This window comes from Enterobacter sp. EC_64 (assembly GCF_019584165.1).
GTDB lineage: Bacteria > Pseudomonadota > Gammaproteobacteria > Enterobacterales > Enterobacteriaceae > Enterobacter > Enterobacter roggenkampii.
Genome location: NZ_VDAS01000002.1, coordinates 18,374 through 37,984, shown reverse-complemented (window position 1 = coordinate 37,984; position 19,611 = coordinate 18,374). Strand labels below are relative to the sequence as shown.

18 protein-coding genes are annotated in these 19,611 nt (G+C 59.2%); 15 read left to right on the top strand and 3 right to left on the bottom strand.

The genetic code is table 11. The features are described from left to right. Positions 1-33 precede the first annotated feature (33 nt). On the bottom strand, positions 34-474 hold the full coding sequence (hpaR, locus tag FHC52_RS01760; protein ID WP_032654998.1) for a homoprotocatechuate degradation operon regulator HpaR: 441 nt from the start codon (positions 472-474) through the stop codon (positions 34-36). A gap of 270 nt (positions 475-744) precedes the next feature. Here hpaR and hpaG point away from each other — a divergent pair, with 270 nt between their 5' ends. The 14 genes from hpaG to yjiA all read left to right on the top strand — a co-directional run bounded on the left by hpaG (position 745) and on the right by yjiA (position 15,669). Next, positions 745-2,022: a 4-hydroxyphenylacetate degradation bifunctional isomerase/decarboxylase gene (hpaG, locus tag FHC52_RS01755; RefSeq protein ID WP_032655000.1), complete on the top strand. Its 1,278-nt coding sequence runs from the start codon at positions 745-747 to the stop codon at positions 2,020-2,022. Then, positions 2,019-3,485, top strand: a complete 1,467-nt coding sequence (gene hpaE / locus FHC52_RS01750) for a 5-carboxymethyl-2-hydroxymuconate semialdehyde dehydrogenase (protein WP_032655003.1) — start codon at positions 2,019-2,021, stop codon at positions 3,483-3,485. Before hpaG ends, hpaE begins: the two co-directional genes overlap by 4 nt. Positions 3,486-3,487: 2 nt before the next feature. Next, a complete protein-coding gene (hpaD, locus tag FHC52_RS01745; protein WP_008502109.1) occupies positions 3,488-4,339 on the top strand; it encodes a 3,4-dihydroxyphenylacetate 2,3-dioxygenase in 852 nt (283 codons plus the stop codon). Positions 4,340-4,348: 9 nt separating this feature from the next. Further along, positions 4,349-4,729: a 5-carboxymethyl-2-hydroxymuconate Delta-isomerase gene (locus tag FHC52_RS01740; protein WP_032655006.1), complete on the top strand. Its 381-nt coding sequence runs from the start codon at positions 4,349-4,351 to the stop codon at positions 4,727-4,729. Positions 4,730-4,829: 100 nt separating this feature from the next. Next, complete coding sequence (gene hpaH, locus FHC52_RS01735) at positions 4,830-5,633, top strand: 2-oxo-hept-4-ene-1,7-dioate hydratase (protein ID WP_021240607.1); 804 nt, start codon at positions 4,830-4,832, stop codon at positions 5,631-5,633. A gap of 9 nt (positions 5,634-5,642) precedes the next feature. Further along, a complete protein-coding gene (gene hpaI, locus FHC52_RS01730; RefSeq protein WP_220419880.1) occupies positions 5,643-6,440 on the top strand; it encodes a 4-hydroxy-2-oxoheptanedioate aldolase in 798 nt (265 codons plus the stop codon). A 21-nt stretch (positions 6,441-6,461) separates the two neighbouring features. Then, positions 6,462-7,814: a 4-hydroxyphenylacetate permease gene (hpaX, locus tag FHC52_RS01725; RefSeq protein ID WP_063616344.1), complete on the top strand. Its 1,353-nt coding sequence runs from the start codon at positions 6,462-6,464 to the stop codon at positions 7,812-7,814. Continuing rightward, the gene (gene hpaA, locus FHC52_RS01720) at positions 7,786-8,676 is read left to right on the top strand and encodes a 4-hydroxyphenylacetate catabolism regulatory protein HpaA (protein WP_126287589.1); all 891 of its coding nucleotides are present in this window, start codon (positions 7,786-7,788) and stop codon (positions 8,674-8,676) included. Before hpaX ends, hpaA begins: the two co-directional genes overlap by 29 nt. A 195-nt stretch (positions 8,677-8,871) precedes the next feature. Beyond that, positions 8,872-10,434, top strand: coding sequence for a 4-hydroxyphenylacetate 3-monooxygenase, oxygenase component (gene hpaB, locus FHC52_RS01715; protein ID WP_008501307.1), 1,563 nt, complete (start codon positions 8,872-8,874; stop codon positions 10,432-10,434). Positions 10,435-10,451: 17 nt separating this feature from the next. Next, entirely contained in the window at positions 10,452-10,964 is a 513-nt protein-coding gene (locus FHC52_RS01710; protein WP_126287588.1) for a 4-hydroxyphenylacetate 3-monooxygenase reductase subunit, read from the top strand. Between the two features lie 178 nt (positions 10,965-11,142). After that, on the top strand, positions 11,143-12,060 hold the full coding sequence (locus FHC52_RS01705) for a YafY family protein (RefSeq protein WP_008501309.1): 918 nt from the start codon (positions 11,143-11,145) through the stop codon (positions 12,058-12,060). Between the two features lie 191 nt (positions 12,061-12,251). Further along, entirely contained in the window at positions 12,252-14,405 is a 2,154-nt protein-coding gene (locus tag FHC52_RS01700) for a carbon starvation CstA family protein (protein WP_008501310.1), read from the top strand. Positions 14,406-14,501: 96 nt separating this feature from the next. Further along, positions 14,502-14,705, top strand: coding sequence for a YbdD/YjiX family protein (locus FHC52_RS01695; RefSeq protein ID WP_003856610.1), 204 nt, complete (start codon positions 14,502-14,504; stop codon positions 14,703-14,705). A gap of 10 nt (positions 14,706-14,715) precedes the next feature. Further along, the gene (gene yjiA / locus FHC52_RS01690) at positions 14,716-15,669 is read left to right on the top strand and encodes a GTPase (protein WP_063617503.1); all 954 of its coding nucleotides are present in this window, start codon (positions 14,716-14,718) and stop codon (positions 15,667-15,669) included. A gap of 69 nt (positions 15,670-15,738) precedes the next feature. On the opposite strand, the gene FHC52_RS01685 is transcribed toward yjiA, so the two are convergent. After that, on the bottom strand, positions 15,739-17,097 hold the full coding sequence (locus FHC52_RS01685; protein ID WP_126287587.1) for an esterase-like activity of phytase family protein: 1,359 nt from the start codon (positions 17,095-17,097) through the stop codon (positions 15,739-15,741). 411 nt (positions 17,098-17,508) lie between these two features. Here FHC52_RS01685 and FHC52_RS01680 point away from each other — a divergent pair, with 411 nt between their 5' ends. Continuing rightward, a complete protein-coding gene (locus FHC52_RS01680; protein WP_024908300.1) occupies positions 17,509-18,054 on the top strand; it encodes a YfaZ family outer membrane protein in 546 nt (181 codons plus the stop codon). A 175-nt stretch (positions 18,055-18,229) separates the two neighbouring features. Here FHC52_RS01680 and FHC52_RS01675 read toward each other — a convergent pair whose 3' ends face one another. Next, positions 18,230-19,600 (bottom strand): NAD-dependent succinate-semialdehyde dehydrogenase, encoded by a 1,371-nt coding sequence (locus FHC52_RS01675; protein ID WP_220419879.1) that lies wholly within the window; start codon positions 19,598-19,600, stop codon positions 18,230-18,232. Positions 19,601-19,611: the final 11 nt, after the last annotated feature.

The window sequence follows — 19,611 nt, the reverse complement described above, 5'->3', positions numbered from 1 at the left end:
ACTTTACGAAATTCATCCTGAAATTTGTGGTTTTTACTCTTCTTCCCGCGCTGCGTTATGTCGGTTTCCGAGTTCAATAAACTCTTCCAGCAGCGCCGTCAGCTGTTTCATCTTCTCCGGCGTAAATTCCGCCTCAATCTGCTGATACGCCTCCTCCACCTGCGCCTGGGCGTGCTCATACAGCGCATTGCCCTCTTTGGTCAGCGAGACGTACAGCTTGCGCTGGTCGTTCAGCGGCTTTAAGCGCAGCACCAGGCCGTCGCGCTCCATTCGCGTCAGAATGCCGGTCAGGCTCGGGCGCAAAATACAGGTGCGAAACGCCAGATCGTGAAAATCCATCGACGGATGTTCAGCCAGCACGCGCACAATGCGCCACTGCTGCTCGGTCAGGTTATGGCGCTTCACAATCGGTCGGAAGTAGGACATCGCCGCTTCCCGCGCCTGCAGCAGCGCGATGGTTAATGAATCATGCATAGCCTCTCCCCTTCACATCATTAACACGTAAACAATTCATAAAAGATGCTTTTATAAACAACACGTTTTCCGTCAAAAAGTCTAACAGAAACCCATTAAGTTTATTAACTCTCTGATTTTAATATCAATAAACACCAACATGTAAATTTATTGTTATTCGTATCACAAATCTTTCACTTCTGATTGCGAAATAATCAGCAAAAGCATAAAACCAGATCATTAATATATTAATGAAATCCAAACCGGACCTCCGGCCTGAGGAGTATGTGAATGAAAGGTACCGTCTTTGCCGTCGCCCTCAACCATCAGAGCCAGCGCGAAGCCTGGCGAGAGGCGTTTGAAAAAGCCCCCTACAACACGCCGCCGAAAACGGCGGTGTGGTTTATCAAACCGCATAACACCGTGATTCGCGCGGGCGACCCCATTCCGTACCCGCAGGGGGAAACGGTGCTGAGCGGCGCCACGGTAGCGCTGGTGGTCGGTAAAACCGCCAGCAAGGTGCGCGTGGAGGACGCCGCGGCGTACATCGCCGGATATGCGCTGGCCAACGAGGTGAGCCTGCCGGAAGAGAGCTTCTACCGCCCGGCCATCAAGGCCAAATGCCGGGACGGATTCTGCCCGCTCGGCGAACCGGTCGCCGTTGATAACGTGGATAGCCTGACCATCATCACGGAGATCAACGGCCGCGAAGCGGACCACTGGAACACCGCCGATCTGCAGCGTAACGCTGCCGAACTGCTGAGCGCCCTGAGCGAGTTCGCCACCCTTAATCCCGGCGATGCGATCCTGCTCGGTACCCCGCACAGCCGCGTTGAGATCCGCCCGGGCGATCGCGTGCGTATTCTGGCAGAAGGGTTTCCGCCGCTGGAAAACCCGGTGGTGGACGAGCGCGACGTCACTATTGCGCACAGCACGCCGCCGCACGCCACGCTGTTTGCCCTCGGCCTGAACTATGCCGATCACGCCAGCGAGCTGGACTTCAAGCCGCCCACCGAGCCGCTGGTCTTTATCAAAGCGCCGAACACCTTCAACGGCGACAACCAGACCTCGGTGCGCCCGAACAACGTCGAGTACATGCACTATGAAGCGGAGCTGGTGGTGGTCATCGGCAAAACCGCCCGCAAGGTGAGCGAAGCCGAGGCGATGGACTATGTTACGGGCTACACGGTCTGCAACGACTACGCCATCCGCGACTACCTGGAAAACTACTACCGCCCGAACCTGCGGGTGAAAAGCCGCGACGGGCTGACCCCCATTTCCCCCAACATCGTGCCAAAAGAGGCCATTCCCGACCCGCACAACCTCGCCCTGCGCACCTTCGTCAACGGCGAGCTGCGCCAGGAAGGCACCACGGCGGATCTGATCTTCAGCATCCCGTACCTGATCGCCTACCTGAGCGACTTTATGACCCTGCAGCCGGGCGACATGATTGCCACCGGCACGCCGAAGGGGCTGTCCGACGTGGTGCCGGGCGATGAGGTGGTGGTGGAAGTGGAAGGCGTGGGACGCCTGGTGAACCGAATTGTGAGTGAGGAGACGGCAAAATGAAAAAGATAAACCATTGGATCAACGGTAAAAACGTCGCGGGCAGCGACTACTTCCACACCACTAACCCGGCCTCCGGCGAGGTCCTGGCAGAAGTGGCCTCCGGCGGCGAAGCCGAAATCCATCAGGCCGTTGCCGCCGCCAAAGAGGCGTTTCCGAAGTGGGCCAACCTGCCGATGAAGGAGCGCGCGCGCCTGATGCGTCGTCTGGGCGATCTGATCGACCAGAACGTGCCGGAGCTCGCCGCCATGGAAACCGCCGACACCGGCCTGCCGATCCACCAGACCAAAAACGTGCTCATTCCGCGCGCCTCGCACAACTTCGAATTCTTCGCCGAGGTGTGCCAGCAGATGAACGGCAAGACCTACCCGGTCGACGACAAGATGCTCAACTACACCCTGGTGCAGCCGGTGGGCGTCTGCGCGCTGGTGTCGCCGTGGAACGTGCCGTTTATGACCGCCACCTGGAAGGTCGCGCCCTGTCTGGCCTTAGGCAATACCGCGGTGCTGAAGATGTCCGAGCTCTCCCCTCTCACCGCCGACCGTCTGGGCGAGCTCGCCCTGGAGGCGGGTATTCCGGCGGGCGTGCTCAACGTGGTGCAGGGCTACGGCGCGACGGCAGGCGATGCGCTGGTGCGGCATCACGACGTGCGCGCCGTCTCCTTCACCGGCGGCACCGCCACCGGGCGCAACATCATGAAAAACGCCGGGCTGAAGAAGTACTCCATGGAGCTGGGCGGCAAATCCCCGGTACTGATTTTTGAAGACGCGGATATCGAGCGCGCGCTGGACGCCGCCCTGTTCACCATCTTCTCCATCAACGGCGAGCGCTGCACCGCGGGCTCGCGCATCTTTATCCAGCAGAGCATCTACCCGGAATTCGTCAAGCGCTTTGCCGAGCGCGCCAGCCGCCTGCGCGTGGGCGACCCGACCGATCCGAACACCCAGATTGGCGCGCTGATTAGCCAGCAGCACTGGGAGAAAGTCTCCGGCTATATCCGCCTCGGCATCGAGGAAGGCGCAACCCTGCTGACGGGCGGCCCGGACAAACCGACCGATCTGCCTGCGCACCTGAAGGGCGGCAACTTCCTGCGTCCGACCGTGCTGGCGGACGTCGACAACCGCATGCGCGTGGCGCAGGAGGAGATCTTCGGGCCGGTGGCCTGCCTGCTGCCGTTCAAGGACGAAGCGGAAGGGCTGCGCCTGGCCAACGACGTGGAGTACGGCCTGGCGTCATACATCTGGACCCAGGACGTCAGCAAAGTGCTGCGCCTGGCGCGCAACATTGAAGCGGGCATGGTGTTCGTCAACACCCAGAACGTGCGCGACCTGCGCCAGCCGTTTGGCGGCGTGAAGGCCTCCGGCACCGGCCGCGAGGGCGGCGAGTACAGCTTCGAGGTATTCGCGGAGATGAAGAACGTCTGCATCTCCATGGGCGACCATCCGATTCCAAAGTGGGGGATCTGAAAATGGGCAAATTAGCGTTAGCGGCAAAAATCACCCACGTGCCGTCGATGTATCTCTCCGAACTGCCGGGCAAAAACCACGGCTGCCGCCAGGGCGCCATCGACGGACACAAAGAGATCAGCAAGCGCTGCCGGGAGCTGGGCGTCGATACCATTATCGTCTTCGACACCCACTGGCTGGTGAACAGCGCCTACCACATCAACTGTGCGGACCATTTTTCGGGCGTCTACACCAGCAACGAGCTGCCGCACTTTATTCGCGACATGACTTACGACTACGACGGCAACCCGGAACTCGGCCAGCTGATTGCCGACGAGGCGGTGAAGCGTGGCGTGCGCGCCAAAGCGCACAACATTCCAAGCCTGAAGCTCGAGTACGGCACGCTGGTGCCGATGCGCTACATGAACGCGGATAAGCACTTCAAAGTGGTCTCTATTTCGGCGTTCTGCACGGTTCACGACTTCGCCGACAGCCGCAGGCTGGGCGAGGCCATCGTCAGCGCCATTGAAAAATACGACGGCACCGTGGCGGTGCTCGCCAGCGGCTCGCTGTCGCACCGCTTTATCGACGACCAGCGCGCGGAAGAAGGGATGAACAGCTACACCCGTGAGTTCGACCGCCAGATGGACGAGCGCGTGGTGAAGCTGTGGCGCGAGGGCCAGTTTAAGGAGTTTTGCAGCATGCTGCCGGAGTACGCCGACTACTGCTACGGCGAGGGCAACATGCACGACACGGTGATGCTGCTGGGCATGCTCGGCTGGGACAAATACGACGGCAAGGTGGAGTTTCTCACCGAGCTGTTCGCCAGCTCCGGCACCGGCCAGGTCAACGCCGTTTTCCCGCTGCCCGCATAAGGAGCCACTATGCCGCACTTTATTGCTGAATGTACCGACAACATCCGCGAGCAGGCCGACCTGCCGGGGCTGTTCGCCAAAGTGAACGAGGCGCTCGCCGCCACGGGCATCTTCCCGCTCGGCGGTATCCGCAGCCGCGCCCACTGGCTGGACACCTGGCAGATGGCCGACGGCAAGCATGATTACGCCTTTGTCCATATGACGCTGAAGATTGGCGCGGGGCGCAGTCTGGAGAGCCGGGAAGCCGTGGGGGAGATGCTGTTTGGGCTGATCAAAGCGCACTTTGCGGAACTGATGGCGAGCCGCTACCTGGCGCTGTCGTTTGAGCTCGACGAGCTACATCCGACGCTCAATTACAAACAAAACAACGTGCACGCGTTGTTTAAGTAGCCGTCTGCTTGCCCGGTGGCGCTTCGCTTACCGGGCCTACAACGGCCCCGAACGTAGGCCGGGTAAGCGCAGCGCCACCCGGCAACAACAGGATATCGCCATGCTCGATAAACACACCCATACCCTGATCGCCCATCGTCTGCATCAGGCGGAGCAGTCCCGGGAGCAGATCCGCCAGATCTCCCTCGACTACCCGACGATCACTATCGACGACGCCTACGCCGTCCAGCGCGAATGGGTCAGCCTGAAGATCGCCGAAGGCCGCGTGCTGAAGGGCCACAAGATCGGCCTGACGTCCAAAGCGATGCAGGCCAGCTCGCAGATTAGCGAGCCGGACTACGGCGCGCTGCTGGACGACATGTTCTTCCACGACGGCAGCGACATTCCCGTGGATCGCTTTATCGTCCCGCGCATTGAAGTGGAGCTGGCGTTCGTGCTGGCAAAACCGCTGCGCGGCCCGAACTGCACGATCTTCGACGTCTACAACGCCACGGACTACGTGATCCCCGCGCTGGAGCTGATCGACGCCCGCTGCCACAACGTCGACCCGGACACCCAGCGCCCGCGCAAGGTGTTCGACACCATCTCCGATAACGCCGCCAACGCGGGCGTGATCCTCGGCGGCCGTCCGATTAAGCCCGACGAGCTCGACCTGCGCTGGATCTCCGCCCTGCTCTACCGCAACGGCGTGATCGAAGAGACCGGCGTCGCCGCAGGCGTGCTTAACCACCCGGCCAACGGCGTGGCGTGGCTGGCTAACAAGCTTGCGCCGTACGACGTGCAGCTTGAGCCTGGCCAGATCGTTCTCGGCGGCTCGTTTACCCGCCCGGTGCCCGCCAGCAGAGGCGACACCTTCCACGTCGACTACGGCAACATGGGCTCCATCAGCTGCCGCTTTGTCTAGGAGATAACCATGCAAAACGCATTCAAAGCGGCGCTGCAGGCGGGCCGTCCGCAAATTGGGCTATGGCTGGGGCTGACCAGCAGCTACAGCGCCGAGCTGCTGGCCGGGGCAGGCTTCGACTGGCTGCTGATCGACGGCGAGCACGCGCCAAACAGCGTGCAGACCGTCCTGACCCAGCTGCAGGCCATCGCCCCTTATCCCAGCCAGCCGGTGGTCCGCCCGGCGTGGAACGACCCGGTGCAGATCAAACAGCTGCTGGACGTGGGCGCACAAACTCTGCTGGTGCCGATGGTGCAAAACGCCGACGAAGCGCGGCAGGCGGTACGTGCCACCCGCTACCCGCCCGCGGGCATTCGCGGGGTGGGCAGCGCCCTGGCGCGCGCCTCGCGCTGGAACCGCATTCCGGATTACCTGCAGCAGGCCAACGACGCCATGTGCGTGCTGGTGCAGATCGAAACCCGCGAGGCGCTGAAAAACCTGCCGCAGATCCTGGACGTGGAAGGCGTCGACGGCGTGTTTATCGGCCCGGCGGATCTCAGCGCCGACATGGGCTTTGCCGGCAATCCGCAGCACCCGGAGGTGCAGGCCGCCATTGAACAGGCGATCGCACAGATACGCGCTGCGGGTAAAGCCCCCGGCATCCTGATGGCGAACGAGCAGCTGGCAAAACGCTATCTTGAACTCGGCGCGCGGTTTGTCGCCGTCGGGGTCGACACGACCCTGCTCGCCCGCGGCGCGGAAGCGCTGGCGGCACGCTTTATCGAAAAACCGGTTACGTCAGTTAATAACAATAAATCCGTCTACTAAACGTAAGATCTGGAGCGCACCATGACGACCTCTACCCTGCAAGCCCATGATAATAAAGACGTTGAACACCGCGTCATTCACAAGCTGTTCCGACGCCTGATCGTCTTTCTCTTTATCCTGTTTGTTTTCTCGTTTCTCGATCGCATCAACATCGGCTTCGCCGGGCTGACGATGGGCAAAGATCTGGGCCTCACCTCAACCATGTTTGGCCTGGCCGCGACGCTCTTTTACGTCACCTACGTGCTGTGCGGGATCCCGAGCAACATCATGCTGGCGAAGATCGGCGCGCGCCGCTGGATCGCCGGGATCATGGTAGTGTGGGGTATTGCCTCCACCTGCACCATGTTCGCCACCAGCCCCGAAACCCTCTACGTCCTGCGCATGCTGGTGGGCATTGCCGAAGCGGGCTTCCTGCCGGGGATTCTGGTCTACCTCACCTGGTGGTTCCCGGCCTATCACCGCGCCCGCGCCAACGCGCTGTTTATGATTGCCATGCCGGTCACCATGATGCTCGGCTCAATCCTCTCCGGGTACATTCTGGCGATGGACGGGCTGTGGAACCTCAAGGGCTGGCAGTGGCTGTTCCTGCTGGAGGGTCTGCCATCGGTGGTGCTCGGCGTGGTGACCTGGTTTTACCTCAACGACACCCCGGATCAGGCCACCTGGCTGGATGAGGACGAAAAGCTGGCGCTCAAAACGATGATCGCCCGCGAGCAGGAGGTTGCCATTGCCCAATCCGTCACGCCGCGCTCGACGCTGCGCGAGGTGCTGACCCCGGCGGTGCTGCTCTACACGCTGGCCTACTTCTGCCTGACCAATACGCTGAGCGCGATCAACATCTGGACCCCGCAAATCCTGCAAAGCTTTAACACGGGGAGCAGCAACATCGTCATCGGCCTGCTGGCGGCGATCCCGCAGTTCTGCACCATCCTCGGGATGATCTGGTGGAGCCGCCGCTCCGACAGGCTGAAAGAGCGAAAAAAGCACACCATCCTGCCGTACCTGTTCGCCGCGGCGGGATGGATGCTGGCCTCCGCGACCGATCACAGCCTGATCCAGCTGCTTGGCATCATCATGGCCTCAACCGGATCGTTTACCGCCATGGCGATATTCTGGACCACGCCGGATCGGGTGATTAGCCTGCAGTCCCGCGCGGTGGCGCTGGCGGTGATCAACGCCATCGGCAACGTCGGCTCCGCCGTTAGCCCATTGCTGATTGGGATCCTGCGCGACGCGACCGGCAGCTTCAGCTCGGGACTGTGGTTCGTGGCGGGTCTGCTGGTGGTCGGCGCGCTGGTGCTGACGCGCATTCCGATGACGCAGCGGGATCAACAGAGGAACGATCATGTGCCAGAGCCCTATCGCCAACATTGATATCAGCAAGGAGTACGACGAAAGTCTGGGCACCGACGATGTGCACTACCAGTCGTTCGCCCGCATGGCGGCCTTTTTTGGCCGCGACATGCAGGCGCATCGTCACGACCAGTATTTTCAGATGCACTTTCTCGATACCGGGCAGATTGAGCTCCAGCTCGACGATCACCGCTATTCGGTGCAGGCCCCGCTGTTCGTCCTCACGCCGCCGTCGGTGCCGCACGCGTTTATCACCGAATCCGACAGCGACGGACACGTGCTGACGGTGCGCGAGGATCTGATCTGGCCGCTGCTTGAGGTGCTCTACCCCGGCACGCGGGAGGCGTTTGGCCTGCCGGGGATCTGCCTTTCGCTTGCCGACAGACCGGACGAGCTGGCGGCGCTAAAGCACTACTGGCAGCTGATTGCCCGGGAATCCACGGAGCAGCTGCCCGGGCGCGAGCATACGCTGGTCCTGCTGGCCCAGGCGGTGTTTACCCTGCTGCTGCGCAACGCGAAGCTAGACGACCACGCGTCAGGCGGCATGCGCGGCGAGCTGAAGCTGTTCCAGCGGTTTACCCAGCTGATCGACACCCACTACCACCAGCACTGGACGGTGCCAGAATACGCCAGCGAGCTGCACCTGACCGAATCCCGCCTGACCGATATCTGTCGCCGCTTCGCCAACCGCCCGCCAAAACGGCTGATCTTCGACCGCCAGCTGCGGGAGGCCAGGCGCCTGCTGCTCTTCTCCGACAGCACCGTCAGTGAAATTGCCTGGCTGCTGGGGTTCAAAGATCCGGCCTATTTCGCCCGCTTTTTTAATCGCTTAGTGGGGTGCTCGCCGAGCGCATACCGGGCCCAGAAAGTACCGGTTTCCTGAACGCATCACGGTTCGTAGGGCGGGTAAGCGCAGCGCCACCCGCCGAAAAGCCGCACAGATCACAAAACCACAACCCACCCGAAAAGTACCCGTCGTTGTCCCAATCGTCCCTTCACGTTACGCCCCTCTCAGGCTTCAATTAAACAACAAAAACAAAACATAAATTTAACAACACAATTCCGATATGAGGTCCCTATGAAGCCTGAAGAGTTCCGCGCTGATGCCAAACGCCCGTTAACCGGTGAAGAGTATTTAAAAAGCCTGCAGGACGGACGCGAGATTTACATCTACGGCGAGCGCGTCAAAGACGTCACCACCCATCCGGCGTTTCGCAATGCGGCGGCCTCCATCGCGCAGATGTACGACGCGCTGCACAAGCCGGACATGCAGGACACGCTGTGCTGGGGCACCGACACCGGCAGCGGCGGCTATACCCACAAGTTCTTCCGCGTGGCGAAAAGCGCCGACGACCTGCGCCAGCAGCGCGACGCCATCGCCGAGTGGTCGCGCCTGAGCTACGGCTGGATGGGCCGCACGCCGGACTACAAAGCCGCGTTCGGCTGCGCGCTGGGCGCCAACCCGGCCTTCTACGGCCAGTTCGAGCAGAACGCCCGGAACTGGTACACCCGCATTCAGGAAACCGGCCTGTACTTCAACCACGCCATCGTCAACCCGCCGATCGACCGCCACAAGCCGGCGGACGAGGTGAAAGACGTCTACATCAAGCTGGAGAAAGAGACCGACGCCGGGATTATCGTCAGCGGCGCGAAAGTGGTGGCAACCAACTCCGCCCTGACCCACTACAACATGATCGGCTTCGGTTCCGCGCAGGTGATGGGCGAAAACCCGGACTTCGCGCTGATGTTCGTCGCGCCGATGGACGCGGAGGGCGTGAAGCTGATCTCCCGCGCCTCCTACGAGATGGTGGCAGGCGCAACCGGCTCCCCGTACGACTACCCGCTCTCCAGCCGCTTTGACGAGAACGACGCCATTCTGGTAATGGATCACGTGCTGATCCCGTGGGAAAACGTGCTGATCTACCGCGATTTCGACCGCTGCCGCCGCTGGACGATGGAAGGCGGCTTTGCGCGAATGTACCCGCTGCAGGCCTGCGTGCGTCTGGCGGTGAAGCTCGACTTCATCACCGCCCTGCTGAAGAAATCCCTGGAGTGTACCGGCACCCTGGAGTTCCGCGGCGTGCAGGCGGATCTCGGCGAAGTGGTGGCCTGGCGCAACATGTTCTGGGCGCTGAGCGACTCCATGTGTTCCGAAGCCACCCCGTGGGTCAACGGCGCGTATCTTCCTGACCACGCGGCGTTACAGACCTACCGCGTGATGGCCCCGATGGCCTACGCCAAGATCAAGAACATCATCGAGCGTAACGTCACTTCCGGGCTGATCTACCTGCCGTCCAGCGCCCGGGATCTGAACAACCCGCAGATCGACCAGTATCTGGCGAAATACGTGCGCGGCTCCAACGGCATGGACCACGTCGAACGCATCAAGATTTTGAAGCTGATGTGGGACGCCATCGGCAGCGAGTTTGGCGGCCGTCACGAGCTGTACGAAATTAACTACTCCGGCAGTCAGGATGAAATTCGCCTGCAGTGTCTGCGCCAGGCGCAGAGCTCCGGCAATATGGACAAGATGATGGCGATGGTCGACCGCTGTATGTCCGAATACGACCAACACGGCTGGACGGTGCCACACCTGCACAACAACAGCGATATCAACATGCTGGACAAGCTGCTGAAATAGCGCAGCGGGAGGTTGCAATGCATTCAGATGAACAACGCCTGCGTTTTCGCGACGCAATGAGTAGCCTGTCGGCGGCGGTTAACGTGGTCACCACCGAGGGCGAGGCGGGCCGCTGCGGCATCACCGCCACCGCCGTCTGCTCGGTCACGGACACCCCGCCGTCGGTCATGGTGTGCATCAACGCCAACAGCGCCATGAACCCGGTATTCCAGGGCAACGGCAGGCTGTGCGTTAACGTGCTGAACCACGAGCAGGAGATCATGGCGCGCCATTTCGCCGGGATGACCGGTATGACGATGGAAGAGCGCTTTGCCCTCTCCTGCTGGCAGAAAGGGCCGCTGGCGCAGCCGGTACTCAAGGGTGCGCTGGCCAGCCTAGAAGGCGAAATAAACCAGGTGCAAACCATCGGCACGCATCTGGTTTATCTGGTTGAAATTAAAAACATCATTCTGAGTGACGCGGGCCACGGCCTGATCTACTTCAGGCGCCGCTTCCACCCGGTCATGCTGGAGACGGAAGTCGCCGTGTGACCCCCCCTCGCGCTGGCCTTTTTTCCGACCAGCGCCGCTTTCTGCAAAAACTCCTAAGGTTTCCGCTAAATCACGCCGTTATATACCCATAAGAGAAATTTTCTGTGCCTGAATACTGACGCCGCCTGTCAGTGCACCCGCATCATTCAGCGCATACCTATATATACAGGATGACCTTATGGCTAAAACGACGCGGAGCCGCTCGGCTGAACGTCTGGTCGATATTCTCCTTGAGCTACATTTAAACGGTGTGGTAAACCGCGGTGCGCTAATGGAGAAATTTAAAATTACCGAACGCACCGTCTACCGGGATTTAAATGCCCTCTCGCCCATTGTTGAACATACCGGTAACGGTCTATATCGGCTGATTCATTCCGCACAATCGCCGGGTGGGCAAGGATTGCATCACACTCTGGCTAACTTTCTGAATGCCGACAGCTTTTTCCCTGAAAGAAATATGGAATTCTGGCAAAAGCTTGAAACGCGCGTAGACGAAAACCATATTCTTATTCTTGGCAATGAAGCGGAACATACGGTAGAACGCGATATTCGCCGTCATTTAACGAAAATCGAGAAATCGATTAAAAACCATAATGTTTGCCAGATCGTTTATAAGGGTAAAACCCGCCTGATTAATCCCTATAAACTCATTAACAAAAAAAATATATGGTATTTACAAGCCACCGAAAATAGCCGGCTGAAATCCTTCTCATTGAGCCAGATTAGCTGGTTTGATATTCAGAAAACGACCTTCACTCCCGAAGAAAATGTTCTTGAGCTGCTGGAGAAAAGCCTCGATCCCTGGGTGTCCGAAGATACTTTCGCGGTGAAAATATTCATCAAAGATAATATTTCACATTACTTCCTGCGCCGGGATCTTCTGCCGGAACAGGAGCTGCTGGAGGAGCAGCAGGACGGCGTTACGCTGCGCTGCCAGGCGGCCCACGAGAACCAGATCCTGCCGCTGCTGTTCTACTGGCTCCCCCATATTCAGATCCTGGAACCGAGCTGGCTGAAGGAGAAACTCATCAGGACGCTGGAGAGCTATCTGGCCGTGGAGCGCAACCCGAATAATCAAGTGATCTCAATCACATAATTTCGCCCTCTGGCGGCGCACCGAAACCGCTCGTCGCCGCCTTTGACCGCTCACCCGGCACTTTCAACCACTCATTCATTTACCGTCCTTTACGCGCGCGGGGATCTGGCACGATCGCTCCAGCATTAATCAATACCTCCTCACAACGAACCCTGACCCTTTTTTCTTTACATAAAAAACCAGGTCTTACTATGGATACTAAAAAACTACTGAAGCACGTGCCCTGGGCCTTACTCGGGATCCTCGGTGCTTTCTGTCTGGCGGTTGTCGCATTACGCCGGGGCGAACACGTCAGCGCCCTGTGGATCGTGGTCGCGTCGGTTTCCGTCTACCTTGTGGCTTATCGCTACTACAGCTTATACATCGCGCAGAAGGTCATGAAGCTCGACCCGACGCGTGCCACCCCGGCGGTCATTAACAATGACGGCCTGAACTACGTGCCTACCAACCGCTACGTGCTGTTTGGTCACCACTTTGCCGCCATCGCAGGCGCTGGTCCGCTGGTCGGCCCGGTACTGGCCGCGCAGATGGGCTACCTGCCGGGTACGCTCTGGCTGCTGGCGGGCGTGGTGCTGGCGGGGGCGGTGCAGGACTTTATGGTGCTGTTTATCTCCTCGCGCCGTAACGGTTCGTCGCTGGGTGAGATGATCAAAGAAGAGATGGGCCGCGTGCCGGGCACCATCGCCCTCTTTGGCTGCTTCCTGATCATGATCATCATCCTCGCGGTGCTGGCGCTGATCGTGGTGAAAGCGCTGGCCGAAAGTCCGTGGGGCGTCTTTACCGTCTGCTCTACCGTACCGATTGCGCTGTTCATGGGCATCTACATGCGCTTCCTGCGCCCTGGGCGCGTTGGCGAGGTGTCGGTGATCGGTATTGTGCTGCTGGTCGCCTCCATCTACTTCGGCGGCGTGATTGCGCACGACCCGTACTGGGGCCCGGCGCTGACCTTTAAGGACACCACCATTACCTTCGCGCTGATCGGTTACGCATTCGTTTCCGCCCTGCTGCCGGTGTGGCTGATTCTGGCTCCGCGTGACTACCTGGCGACCTTCCTGAAAATCGGCGTGATCGTCGGGCTGGCAATCGGGATTGTGATCATCAACCCTGAGCTGAAAATGCCTGCGGTGACCCAGTACATTGACGGCACCGGCCCGCTGTGGAAAGGCGCCCTGTTCCCGTTCCTGTTTATCACTATCGCCTGCGGTGCCGTGTCTGGCTTCCACGCGCTGATCTCCTCCGGCACCACGCCGAAGCTGATGGCCAATGAAACCGACGCGCGCTTCATCGGTTACGGCGCAATGCTGATGGAGTCCTTCGTGGCGATCATGGCGCTGGTTGCGGCGTCGATTATCGAGCCTGGCCTGTACTTCGCGATGAACACGCCACCAGCGGGTCTGGGCATCACCATGCCTAACCTGCATGAGATGGGCGGCGAAAATACCGCGCTGATCATGGCCCAGCTGAAAGAGGCCAGCGCACACGCGGCGGCGACCGTCAGCTCCTGGGGCTTTGTGATTTCGCCTGAGCAGATCATGCAGACCGCGAAAGACATCGGCGAACCGTCCGTGCTGAACCGCGCAGGTGGTGCACCGACGCTGGCGGTAGGTATCGCACACGTGTTCCACAAAGTGCTGCCGTGGGCGGACATGGGCTTCTGGTACCACTTCGGTATTCTGTTCGAAGCGCTGTTCATCCTCACCGCGCTGGACGCCGGTACCCGTGCGGGCCGCTTCATGCTGCAGGATCTGCTGGGTAACTTCGTGCCGTTCCTGAAGAAAACCGACTCTCTGGTGGCGGGCGTACTCGGCACCGCGGGCTGCGTAGGCCTGTGGGGTTACCTGCTGTATCAGGGCGTGGTTGACCCACTCGGCGGCGTGAAGAGCCTGTGGCCGCTGTTCGGTATCTCTAACCAGATGCTGGCGGCCGTGGCCCTGGTGCTGGGTACCGTAGTCCTCGTGAAGATGAAACGTACCAAATACATCTGGGTTACCGTGGTGCCTGCGCTGTGGCTGCTGCTCTGCACCACCTGGGCGCTGGGTCTGAAGCTGTTCAGCACCAACCCGCAGCTGGAAGGCTTCTTCTTCATGGCTAACCAGTACAAAGAGAAGATTGCCGCAGGCGGCGCGGATTTAACCGCGCAGCAGATTGCCAACATGAACCATATCGTGGTGAACAACTACACCAACGCGGGTCTGAGCATTCTGTTCCTGGTGGTGGTGTACAGCATCATCTTCTACGGCATCAAAACCTGGATGAAAGTGCGCAACATCGATGGCCGCACGGATAAAGAAACCCCGTACGTGCCGGTACCGGAAGGCGGCGTGAAGACCTCTTCACACCACTAAAACAATGGCGGGTGGCGCTGCGCTGACCCGCCCTACAACGGTACTGTAGGCCCGGATCGCTGCACGCCACCGGGCTTTTTCTTATCAGGACACGTTATGTTTGGTAACTTAGGCGAAGCAAAAAAATACCTCGGTCAGGCGGCGAAAATGCTGATTGGCATCCCGGACTATGACAACTACGTTGAGCACATGAAGACCAACCATCCGGATAAGCCGTACATGACCTACACCGAATTCTTCCGCGAGCGCCAGGAAGCGCGCTACGGCGGAAGTGGAGAAGGCGGCGTCCGCTGCTGCTAAAGGAGAGACCATGACCCCGATTGCCGTTACCCTGCTGACCGGTTTCCTCGGCGCCGGTAAAACCACCCTGCTGCGCCACATCCTGAACGAGCAGCACGGCTTCAAAATCGCCGTCATCGAAAACGAATTTGGCGAAGTCTCCGTAGACGACCAGCTGATTGGCGATCGCGCCACGCAGATCAAAACCCTGACCAACGGCTGCATCTGCTGCACCCGCTCTAACGAGCTGGAAGATGCCCTGCTGGACCTGCTCGACAGCCGCGATCGCGGCGACATCGACTTTGACCGTCTGGTGATTGAGTGCACCGGCATGGCCGACCCCGGCCCGATTATTCAGACCTTTTTCTCGCATGATATTCTTTGCCAGCGCTACCTGCTGGACGGCGTCATCGCGCTGGTCGATGCGGTCCACGCCGACGATCAGATGAACCAGTTCACCATCGCCCAGTCTCAGGTGGGCTACGCAGACCGCATCCTGCTGACCAAAACCGACGTGGCGGGCGAAAGCGTTAAGCTTCGCGAGCGCTTGACGCGCATCAACTCCCGCGCGCCGATTTATACGGTGACGCACGGCGATATCGACCTGTCCCAGCTGTTCAACACCAGCGGCTTTATGCTGGAAGAGAACGTCACCGCAAAACCGCGCTTCCACTTTATGTCCGACAAGCAAAACGACGTGGCGTCGATTGTTGTGGAGCTGGATTACCCGGTGGATATCAGCGAGGTCTCCCGCGTAATGGAGAACCTGCTGCTGTCGTTTGCCGACAGGCTGCTGCGCTACAAAGGCATGCTGTGGATTGACGGCGAGCCGAACCGCCTGCTGTTCCAGGGCGTACAGCGCCTGTACAGCGCCGACTGGGACCGACCGTGGGGCGATGAAGCGCCGCACAGCGTGATGGTGTTTATAGGCATCCAGCTGCCGGAGGAGGAGATTCGGGCGGCGTTTGCGGGGCTGAAGAAATAGCCTCCCCGCTTAACTATGCGCTCCGAACAATCCCCCTCTCCCCTGTGGGGAGAGGGGTGAGCGGTAAAATTATTTCATCGCCTCCGGCAGCGTCACAATCCACAGCTCGCTGTCGGACTCCGGCTTCTTCAGCGGCTTCACGCTGAGCGTGGTTTCCACCGGTTTATCATCCAGCGTCAGCTTGCCTTCCGCGTTCACCCGGTAATCCTTAAGCTTCTTGCCCTCGACCGGGTTTTGCATCGCGACCTTCACGCCAAAATCGTTATCGTTCGCCACCGCAAGCGTTTTGCTGTCGATCAGCGCCAGCCCTTCAGCCTTCTCCTGCTGCCAGCCCAGCGCGCGGAGATCGACCACCTGCGTTTTTGACGCAAGGGTAATGCCGCGCTGCGCCAGGGTTTTCTCATCATCAAACTCTGGGTACTCGCCCGGCTTGTCAAAGGCGGAAAGATCGCTCGCCTTGCTGAGATCCACCTTGTAAATCAGGTTACGCATTCCGTCGTTTTTATCGCTTCCCTGCTCAATCAGCAGGATGTGCTGATTATCGAGCGCCACGATGTCGCCGATTTTGGCGTCGCTGTTTTTGTCGTAGGCCGCGCTGTCGATAGGGTAACCGTACATCGCGGTTTTGCCGGTCGCCGGGTCAAAGCTCACCAGACGGGTGAACAGCGCCTGCTTTTTGCTCTTACCGTCGATGTCCAGCGTGCTTTGCACGGCGGCGATAATGCGTCCGTCCGGCATCCGGGTCAGGCCTTCAAAGCCCCGGTTGGGCTGGCGCCATTTGATGATGTTTGGCAGACCGCCCGCGATGGATTTTTCCCCTTCCGCGGCCTGCGGCCCGTGGATCGCGAGGATCTTGCCTTTGCTGTCGACGTTAATCAGGAACGGGCCGTACTCGTCGCACAGCCAGTAGCCGCCTTTGCCGTCCGGCGTGATGCCTTCCGTATCCAGTCCGCGATTGTCACCCTTGAGCGTCTTTAAGGTATCGCTGAACGCCACTTCATTGGTGGAACCAATCACGCCGCTTTGCAGCGGCAGACCGTTAATCTCGCCTTTATCGTCATGCAGCGGGCGGGCATCCGTTGCCTCTGCTTTGCCGTTCTGAACGCGGATGGTCATCAGCAGCGGCGCGAAATCTGGCGTGACAAATATTTTGGCTTCGTTTTTACCCATTTTTGGCGCATCGGCGTTGGGACCGCGATCGGTCACGGTCGCAAACGTCAGGGCATCGCCCTGCTTGCCCGTAAACAGCAGACCAGAGCCAATCCCCACCGGGAGCCCGTTCGGGAACGCATCGGCAAACGCGCCGCTGTATTTCACATGGGAGCCCTCGGGGAAGCTGACGACATAGCGCTCAGCGGTAGGCTGTGCCGCCAGGCCAGAGAAAGAGAGCGCACAACCGATAAGCACAGGAATAATTTTTCTTTTCATATTGTTAGCATCCAGTAAGTGAAGCCAACAACGTAAAGAATAAACGTGTCAGAAAAATGACATGGAAAGGCAATCGGCATGGGCGAGTGAACGTATATTCATTGCCCGGAAATGTAAGGTTATGTTGTATTGTGTGTCATCTGAAATACTTTTGGAAATTATTAGAAACTCAATTAATTCGCCTCTAATCACTATCCCTTCCTCGTTCAGTTTATGTTTAGTCAAAAAATTAAACGGTGCCTAAACGTCCGAACATCACGCGTTGACACCTCGACAATCAAACATCGATGCAACATTTCAAATAAAAAAGTTAACAATATCAGTATAAAACAGCGACCTTCATCACATTTGCAGTCATAAACATCGCTTGTTAAGGTGCCCCCAGATGAATTTAATGACGAGGCATAAAACATGAAAAAACTGAATATCCTTCTTCTTTCTGCTCTGACCGCCCTCTCGGGTTCCGCTCTGGCAATGGGTGGCAGCATTGAGCAGGGTAAAAACTTTACCAACCTCAACCTGGAAATGGGGAAATCCTCATCCGGCCTGTATGCCGAAAGCAACTGGCTTAAAAACACCGATGACGGTACCCAGACCGGCGGCGTGGGCGCAGGCTACAACCTGGAAGTAGGCCCGGTAATGCTGAATGCGGGTGCCAAAGCCATCTACATCGGCCCGAAAAAAGGCGATAACGGCGTGGCGTTCCCGATCGGCGGCGGCGTAAACGTTGCCCTGACCGACAGCATCCACGTGTACGGTGAAGGCTACGTTGCGCCAGAAGGGCTGAACAACAGCGTGAAAAACTACGTGGAAGCCAACGGTGGCGTAAGCTGGACGCCGATCGCGCCGGTGACCCTGAAAGTGGGCTACCGCCACGTGAGCGTTGATGGTAAAGACGGTCGTCCGAACCACACGCTGATTGACGGCGCATATGTAGGCGGTGGAGTGTCCTTCTAAGCCTGTTTGTGCATTTCGCCAGGCGGCGCTACGCTTGCGCGGGCCTACAATGAAAGGGGCAATATATTAAAATTGTTGCACATTGTAGGCCGGGTAAGCGCAGCGCCACCCGGCAAGAAAGGCGATGACATTGTTCATAGTAAACCTGCCGGCTGGCAGGTTTTTTTATGACCTCTTACTGACGCACCACCACCAGCTTCTGGTTCACAAACTCTTTGATCCCCAGATCCGACAGCTCGCGTCCGTAACCGGAGCGCTTCACGCCGCCGAACGGCAGCTCTGGCGCGGTATCGGTAAGCCAGTTGATGTACACCATCCCGGTCTCGATCCGCGACGCCATTTTCTTCGCACGCTCGATATCCTGGCTGAATACCGCGCCGCCCAGGCCGTAGTGGGAGTCGTTCGCCAGCGCGACCGCCTCGTCGTCGTTTTTCACCACGTACATCTGCGCTACCGGGCCGAAGAACTCTTCAAAGTACGCCGGGTTGTCGCGCGAGATGTTCGTCAGGATCGTCGGTTCAAAAAAGCTCCCGTCGCGCTGCACCGGCTTGCCGCCATAGTGCAGCGTCGCGCCGTTTTTCACCGCCTCGTTAACCTGTTTGGTCAACGTTTCAAGCGCATCTTTCGACGACAGCGGCCCCAGCGTGGTGCTTTCGTCCAGCGGATCGCCAATCTTCACCTGCTTAAACGCCTCGGTGAATTTGCTCAGGAAGGCGTCGGCGATCTTTTCATGCAGGATAAAGCGCTTCGCCGCGGTGCAGACCTGCCCGGCGTTGTTGAGGCGCGCATTCACGCCAGTCTTGACTGCTTTGTCCAGGTCCGCGTCGTCCAGCACTACGAAGACGTCGTTACCGCCCAGCTCCAGCGTGGATTTCTTAATGTGCTTCGCCGCCTGTGCGGCCACCACGCTACCGGCTTTTTCGGAGCCGGTTAATGCGGCACCCTGCACGCAATCGTCGGCAATGATGTTCGCCACCTGCTCGGACGAGATAAACAGGTTGGTCCATGCCCCTTCCGGCGCGCCCGCCTCGCGGACCAGATGGGCAAAGGTCTCAGCGCAGTGCGGCACGATGCTGGCATGCTTGGCGATCACCGGGTTGCCCGCCGCCAGGTTTGGTGCCAGGACGCGCATCAGCTGGTAATACGGGAAGTTCCACGGCTCAACGGCCATCAGCACGCCGATGGGATGATGCTCCACCCACGCTTCCCCGAGTTCGGATTGATACTTCACCGGAGCCAGGAACTGCTTCGCGTTGTCGGCATAATAGCGGGCGATCTGTGCGCACAGCTTCACCTCGCCGCGGCTCTGTTCGATGAGCTTGCCCATCTCCTGGCTGGCGATTTTCGCCAGATCCTCGGTGCGCTCGTCGATCAGATCGGCAAGCTTATGCAGCACCGGCAGGCGCTGGCTGATGTCGCCTTTCGCCCAGTCCGAATGGTAAAGCGCATCGGCCGCCTTCAGTGCCGCTTCGATATCCGCGTCGGTATGCGAGGGGTATTCTTTGATGAGCTGGTTAGTGGCAGGATTTACTGTCTGATAAGCCATGTCGAATCTCC

Coding starts and splice junctions, on each gene's coding strand:
- hpaR (WP_032654998.1), bottom strand. CDS start 474: ATGCATGATTCATTAACCATCGCGCTGCTGCAGGCGCGGGAAGCGGCG.
- hpaG (WP_032655000.1), top strand. CDS start 745: ATGAAAGGTACCGTCTTTGCCGTCGCCCTCAACCATCAGAGCCAGCGC.
- hpaE (WP_032655003.1), top strand. CDS start 2,019: ATGAAAAAGATAAACCATTGGATCAACGGTAAAAACGTCGCGGGCAGC.
- hpaD (WP_008502109.1), top strand. CDS start 3,488: ATGGGCAAATTAGCGTTAGCGGCAAAAATCACCCACGTGCCGTCGATG.
- FHC52_RS01740 (WP_032655006.1), top strand. CDS start 4,349: ATGCCGCACTTTATTGCTGAATGTACCGACAACATCCGCGAGCAGGCC.
- hpaH (WP_021240607.1), top strand. CDS start 4,830: ATGCTCGATAAACACACCCATACCCTGATCGCCCATCGTCTGCATCAG.
- hpaI (WP_220419880.1), top strand. CDS start 5,643: ATGCAAAACGCATTCAAAGCGGCGCTGCAGGCGGGCCGTCCGCAAATT.
- hpaX (WP_063616344.1), top strand. CDS start 6,462: ATGACGACCTCTACCCTGCAAGCCCATGATAATAAAGACGTTGAACAC.
- hpaA (WP_126287589.1), top strand. CDS start 7,786: ATGTGCCAGAGCCCTATCGCCAACATTGATATCAGCAAGGAGTACGAC.
- hpaB (WP_008501307.1), top strand. CDS start 8,872: ATGAAGCCTGAAGAGTTCCGCGCTGATGCCAAACGCCCGTTAACCGGT.
- FHC52_RS01710 (WP_126287588.1), top strand. CDS start 10,452: ATGCATTCAGATGAACAACGCCTGCGTTTTCGCGACGCAATGAGTAGC.
- FHC52_RS01705 (WP_008501309.1), top strand. CDS start 11,143: ATGGCTAAAACGACGCGGAGCCGCTCGGCTGAACGTCTGGTCGATATT.
- FHC52_RS01700 (WP_008501310.1), top strand. CDS start 12,252: ATGGATACTAAAAAACTACTGAAGCACGTGCCCTGGGCCTTACTCGGG.
- FHC52_RS01695 (WP_003856610.1), top strand. CDS start 14,502: ATGTTTGGTAACTTAGGCGAAGCAAAAAAATACCTCGGTCAGGCGGCG.
- yjiA (WP_063617503.1), top strand. CDS start 14,716: ATGACCCCGATTGCCGTTACCCTGCTGACCGGTTTCCTCGGCGCCGGT.
- FHC52_RS01685 (WP_126287587.1), bottom strand. CDS start 17,097: ATGAAAAGAAAAATTATTCCTGTGCTTATCGGTTGTGCGCTCTCTTTC.
- FHC52_RS01680 (WP_024908300.1), top strand. CDS start 17,509: ATGAAAAAACTGAATATCCTTCTTCTTTCTGCTCTGACCGCCCTCTCG.
- FHC52_RS01675 (WP_220419879.1), bottom strand. CDS start 19,600: ATGGCTTATCAGACAGTAAATCCTGCCACTAACCAGCTCATCAAAGAA.